The organism is Limnoglobus sp., assembly GCF_059499385.1.
On record NZ_JCABYM010000031.1, the window covers coordinates 1 to 5446 of the forward strand.

Below are 5446 nucleotides of genomic sequence, written 5' to 3' on the forward strand. Positions count from 1 at the left end.
GTCTTCGCGGCCCACCGCGTAGGGGTGTGTCCCGCCGGTGGGCCTCGAAGACTCGGCCCACCCTACAAAACCACTCCTCACCTTCCGATGCGCATACTATCCACCCTCGCACTCGTTTTCGGCGTCGCGTCCGTTTCCGCGGCCCAGACGCTGACGGCGTTCCCCCCTGCCCTCGCGATTCGTGGGGCGGACGACGCGCCACAGTTGCTCGTCACGGCGAAGACGCCGACGCGCGACCTCGACGTGACGGGGACGGCGAAGTACACCGTCGCCGACGCGACGGTCTGTCGCGTCGATGACGCCGGGCGGGTCTGGCCGCTCGCGAACGGGAAGACCGAGATCACCGCGACCGTCGGCAAGGAGAGCGTGAAGGTTCCGGTCACCGTCACAGCGATGGAGACGCCACGGCCGATCAACTTCACGAACCAGGTCGAGCCGATCCTCACGAAACTGTCGTGCAACAGCGGCGGCTGCCATGGGAAGATTCAAGGGCAGAACGGGTTCCGTCTGTCGCTGCTCGGGTTCGACCCGGAACTCGACTACATGACGCTGCTTAAGGAGTCCCGCGGGCGGCGGCTGATGCCGGCGTCGCCGGAAGCGTCGCTGTTCCTGACGAAGGCGACCGGGCAGGCCCCGCACGGCGGCGGGAAGAAGCTCGACGCCGGGTCGGAAGAGTACAAGGTGCTGCGGCGGTGGATCGCGACCGGAATGCCGTTCGGCCAGCCGACCGATCCGACGATCACGAAGGTGACCGTCTTCCCGGAGTCACGGGTCATCGACCGCCAGGGCGTTCAACAGCTCGCCGTCCACGCCCACTACTCGGACGGCACGGTCGAGGACGTGACGCGGCGGACGCAGTTCGAGAGCAACGAAACCGAGGTCGCCGTCGTGGACGGGACCGGCCTCGTGCGGACGCTGTCGATGACCGGGCAGGCCGCGGTCATGGTCCGCTTCGCCGGGCAGGTGACGGTGTTCCGCGCCGTCGTCCCGAACGCCGGGGCGAAGCCGTTCGCGTTCGCGGCGAAGAATGTGGTGGACGAACTGACGGCGAAGAAGTGGCGGGAACTCGGCCTCGCGCCGTCGGAAGAGGCCGGTGACGAGGCGTTCGTCCGCCGGGCGTACCTCGACATCACCGGCACGCTGCCGACCGCGGCCGCGGTCACGGCGTTCGTTTCCGACAAGGCCGCGGACAAGCGGGATAAGCTCATCGACAAGCTCGTAGAGACGCCGGAGTACGCGTACTACTTCGCGAACAAGTGGGCCGACGTGCTGCGGGTGAAGCGGCGGGGCAGCGCGAGTCGGGCCGAAGGGACGTTCGCGTTCCACGCCTGGATCCGCGACGCGATGGCCGCCGACATGCCTTACGACCAGTTCGTCCGCGAGATCGTCTGCGCGAACGGCGACGAGCTGAAGGCCCCGCCGACCGTCTGGTACAAGGAGGTCGCGTCGGCCGAGAACTTCGTGGACGACCTCTCGCAGGTGTTCCTCGGCCAGCGGATGGCGTGCGCGAACTGCCACCACCACCCTTACGAGAAGTGGAGCCAGGACGACTACTGGGGCCTCGCCGCGTTCTACGGCCGCGTCGGGAAGAAGCAGTTGCCGACGGCCGGGCGGAACAACGACGGGCAGAACCGCAACCAGCTCGTGTACGTGAAGGCGACCGGCAGCGTCACGAACAAGCGGTCGAACAAGGTCGCGCCGCTGAAGCCGCTCGACGCCGAGCCGATGGCCGTGGACGCGGCCGACGACCCGCGGCAGAAGCTCGCCGACTGGATGGCCGACCCGAAGAACCCGTTCTTCGCGCGGGCCGTGGCCAACCGGTACTGGGCGCACTTCTTCGGCCGCGGCATCGTGGACCCGATCGACGACATGCGGGTGACGAACCCTCCGTCCAACCCGGAACTGCTCGACGCGCTCGCGAAGACGCTCGTGGACAACAAGTTCTCCTTGAAGGCGATGGTCAAGACGATCTGCAAAAGCCGAACGTACTCGTTGAGCGCCGTGCCGACCGACGCGAACAAGTCGGATAAACAGTCGTTCGCCCGGTACTACCCGAAGCGGCTGTCCGCCGAGGTGGTGTTCGACGCGGTGTGTCAGGTGACGGACGCCCCGTCGCAGTTCGGCGGCCTGCCGGCGGACGCGAACGCCCCGCGGCGGGCGATCATGTTGCCGGACGAGTCGTTCACGAGCTACTTCCTGGACGTGTTCGGCCGGCCGCAACGGATCAGCGCGTGCGAGTGCGAGCGGGTGAACGAGGCGAGCCTCGCGATGACGCTGCACATGCTGAACTCGCAGGAGGTGCAGGACAAGATCGCGCGGGCCGGCGGCCGGGCCGACAAACTGGCGAAGGACCCGCGGCCGGACGACGAGAAGGTCGCGGAACTGTTCCTCGCGGCGATCGGCAAGAGGCCGTCGGCGGACCAGCTGGCGATGGCGAAGACGCACCTCGCGAAGCACGCGAAGGACAAGAAGCAGGCTTACGAGAACATCGTCTGGGCGCTGTTGAACACGAAGGCGTTCCTGTTCAACCAGTGAGATCGGTTGATGGGAAAATCAACCAGGGCCGGATGAGCATGGGCGACATGCTCATCCGGTCACCTGGGACTTCTCCGTGGGCGAACGGAGTGAAGGCGACGTGGTTCGGGCGAGTCCGGCCGGGTGTGCTGGGCGACACACCCGGCCTCTTGACTCGTGGGCGAGGGCGATTCAACGAATCACTTCATAAGCATGACCAATGCCAATCCCGGACGCAAGCCCGCGGATTGTTCGTGAGCACTTGAATTTCAAGGCGATTTCGCGTTCATTTTCTTCCACCAAGCGGTCGGCCGCCGGTCCCGATCCCGTCCGAAACTTCGACAATCCCTGTCGGCGGCCGACAGCCCGCCGGGTATGATTTCGGGGACGGGTTCGCCCCTCACTTTGGAGTTGGTCATGCGTCGGCGTCACTTCCTGTTCGGCGGGCTGGTCGCGGCCCCGGCCGCGGCGTTCTACCTCTGGCCGACTGCCCCGGCCCTGGCGGCCCCCACGCCGCGGCTGACGGACGCGGAATTCGCCGCCGTCCGCGCGGCCGTGCGGCCGGCGAAGGGCGAGGACCTGTTCGCCGAAATCCCGTGGAAGACGACCCTCTGGGAAGCCCGCGAGTTGGCCGCGAAGGAGGGGAAGCCGATCCTGTTGTGGGAGATGGACGGCCACCCGCTCGGGTGCGGGTGAAACAACGTCGTGGCGGGCCGTGTGTTCGCCTTCGCCGATCCCGAGATCATCGAGCTAGCGAAAACGAAGTTCGTCCCGGCGTGCGCCGACGACTGGTACCAGCGCCGCCGCCGGGACGCCGAGGGGGAGTTCTGGAAGAAGGTCTACAAGCAGGGGCCGCGGAAGGACGAGAATAGCACGCACCAGGGCATCTACGTCTTCACCGCCGACGGCGAGCTGCTCTCCTTTAAGAACGCCGGGCAGGACGTGAAGGCCACGCGGGAGCAGCTGGCTTACGGGCTTCGCAAGTGGAACGACCTACCCGCCGGGCGGCGGAAGCCGGGGGCAGTCAAGGTCGAGGAACACGGCAAGCCCGACCCGAACTTCAGCCGCACGCCGCCGGAGGGCGGGTTGGTCGTCCGCGTCCACGCCCGCATCCTGGACAAGAAGGGCGACGGGTACGCGAAGGGGACGTGCGACTTCCTCGGCGGCGACCGGGCCGCCCGCGACTTCCTCTGGGTCACCGCCGACGAGGTGAAGCAACTCGCGCCGGCGAAGGCCGAGGTCGGGTTCAGCTACGACGTGCCGGCGAAGGTGGCCGAGCGGATTCTGCGGTATCACCTCGTCGATAACACCCGCGGCGAGCCGGAACACTGGAAACGGGACGACATCCGCTCGAAGGCGCTGACGCTGACCGTGACCGGCGCGACGGCCGACGGCGTGGAGCTGCGGCTGGACGGCGAGGCCGTGCTCGCGACGGACGCGGACCCGGCGAAGGCCGACCGCGGCTACGAGGTGAAGCTGCTCGGCAAGTTGCGGTTCGCGAAGGGCGCGTTCGACAAGTTCGAGGTCGCGGCGATCGGCGAGCACTGGGGCGCGGCAACCTTCACGAAGAAGGGCGAGCGGCCCGGCCGCGGGCTGCTCGGCGTGACGTTCGACCTGGCCGACCCGACGGTGTCCGCCGACCGCGTCGCCCCGCAGGGGGCGCGGGAGATCGGCGCGTACCTCGGGAAGTATTGAGGGACCACCCGCCCATGCCGGTGTTCGGAGCGCATCTGTCGGTGGCCGGCGGGCTGCACCGGGCCGCCGAGGCCGCCGCCGACCTCGGCCTGGGGACGGTCCAACTGTTCACGGCCAGCCCGTCGCAGTGGGGCCGCAAGCCGCTCACGCCCCCGGATATCGACGCCTTCAAGCAGGCGGTGAAACGGGCGAAGTTGAAGTTCCCGACGGCCCACGACTCGTACCTCATTAACCTCGCGGCCCCCGGCGACGAACTGTACCAGCGGTCCGTCGCCGCGTTCCTCGACGAGATCGACCGGGCCGAGGCGCTCGGCCTCGCGTACCTCGTGACACACCCCGGCGCGCACGTCGGCAGCGGCGAGTCCGTCGGCCTGGACCGGGTGGTCGCGGCGCTCGACACGGTTCGCGCCCAGCGCCCAGAGTTGAAACTGCACGTGCTGCTCGAAACGACAGCCGGGCAAGGCAGCAGCCTCGGGGCGAACTTCGCGCACCTCGCCTACATCCTCGAACACGTCGCGGACAGTTCCTGGCTCGGCGTCTGTTTGGACACCTGCCACGTTTTCGCCGCTGGCTACCCGCTCGGCACCGACGCGGACTACGACGCCACCTTCCGGGAGTTCGACGAGGTGATCGGGCTGAAGCGGCTGAAGCTGTTCCACGTCAACGACAGCGTGAAGCCGCTCGGCAGCCGGGTGGACCGGCACGCGGGCATCGGCCTCGGGCAGATCGGCGAGCACGCCTTCCGGCGGCTCGTGAACGACCCGCGGTTCGCGAAGCTGCCGATGGTGCTGGAGACGCCGAAGGAGGCGGCCGACGGGACCGCGATGGACCCGATCAACCTCGCGAGACTTCAAGAAATGGCCCGCAGATCACGCGGACTTCGACGCAGATGAAGAGGATGAAATCCAAGAAATGATCTCGGGTTTTATCCTCTTCATCTGCGCTGCCATCGGCGTCATCTGCGGGCCATTCTTGTTTTTCTCCCCATCTGTCAAGTCCAATCCGCGCGCCGGCCGATGAAGTTCCTGTCAAGAACCACCACCCACCGTCGGCGGGGCGACCCGCCGGCGAAGTCACGGACCGCGGGAAGGGCCGGCGAGAGCAGCGGCGGGCGAGACGTTCCGACTCGTTCGACGCGGCGATTGCGGGCAACCTCCGGTTGATCGACGCCGGCCCCCGACGGCAACGATCCCGGACCTTCCCGCGGCCGGGCTGAAGGGGATGGACCCGTTCGACC

Annotated in this window: 4 protein-coding genes; all 4 read left to right on the top strand. The window is 67.8% G+C overall.

Features of this window, described 5'->3' with window-relative positions; all coding sequences use genetic code 11:
• Nucleotides 1-87: 87 nt before the first annotated feature.
• The 4 genes from AC5JJ2_RS05430 to AC5JJ2_RS05445 all read left to right on the top strand — a co-directional run bounded on the left by AC5JJ2_RS05430 (nucleotide 88) and on the right by AC5JJ2_RS05445 (nucleotide 5102).
• On the top strand, nucleotides 88-2535 hold the full coding sequence (locus AC5JJ2_RS05430) for a DUF1549 domain-containing protein (protein ID WP_495856949.1): 2448 nt from the start codon (nucleotides 88-90) through the stop codon (nucleotides 2533-2535).
• 396 nt (nucleotides 2536-2931) lie between these two features.
• The gene (locus AC5JJ2_RS05435) at nucleotides 2932-3210 is read left to right on the top strand and encodes a hypothetical protein (RefSeq protein WP_495856950.1); all 279 of its coding nucleotides are present in this window, start codon (nucleotides 2932-2934) and stop codon (nucleotides 3208-3210) included.
• Between the two features lie 21 nt (nucleotides 3211-3231).
• Nucleotides 3232-4209, top strand: coding sequence for a hypothetical protein (locus AC5JJ2_RS05440; RefSeq protein WP_495856951.1), 978 nt, complete (start codon nucleotides 3232-3234; stop codon nucleotides 4207-4209).
• 14 nt (nucleotides 4210-4223) lie between these two features.
• Nucleotides 4224-5102 (top strand): deoxyribonuclease IV, encoded by an 879-nt coding sequence (locus AC5JJ2_RS05445; RefSeq protein WP_495856952.1) that lies wholly within the window; start codon nucleotides 4224-4226, stop codon nucleotides 5100-5102.
• The last annotated feature ends 344 nt before the right edge of the window (nucleotides 5103-5446 follow it).

Excerpts from the sequence above, each read along its gene's own strand:
- AC5JJ2_RS05430 (WP_495856949.1), top strand. The coding sequence starts at position 88 with ATGCGCATACTATCCACCCTCGCACTCGTTTTCGGCGTCGCGTCCGTT.
- AC5JJ2_RS05435 (WP_495856950.1), top strand. The coding sequence starts at position 2,932 with ATGCGTCGGCGTCACTTCCTGTTCGGCGGGCTGGTCGCGGCCCCGGCC.
- AC5JJ2_RS05445 (WP_495856952.1), top strand. The coding sequence starts at position 4,224 with ATGCCGGTGTTCGGAGCGCATCTGTCGGTGGCCGGCGGGCTGCACCGG.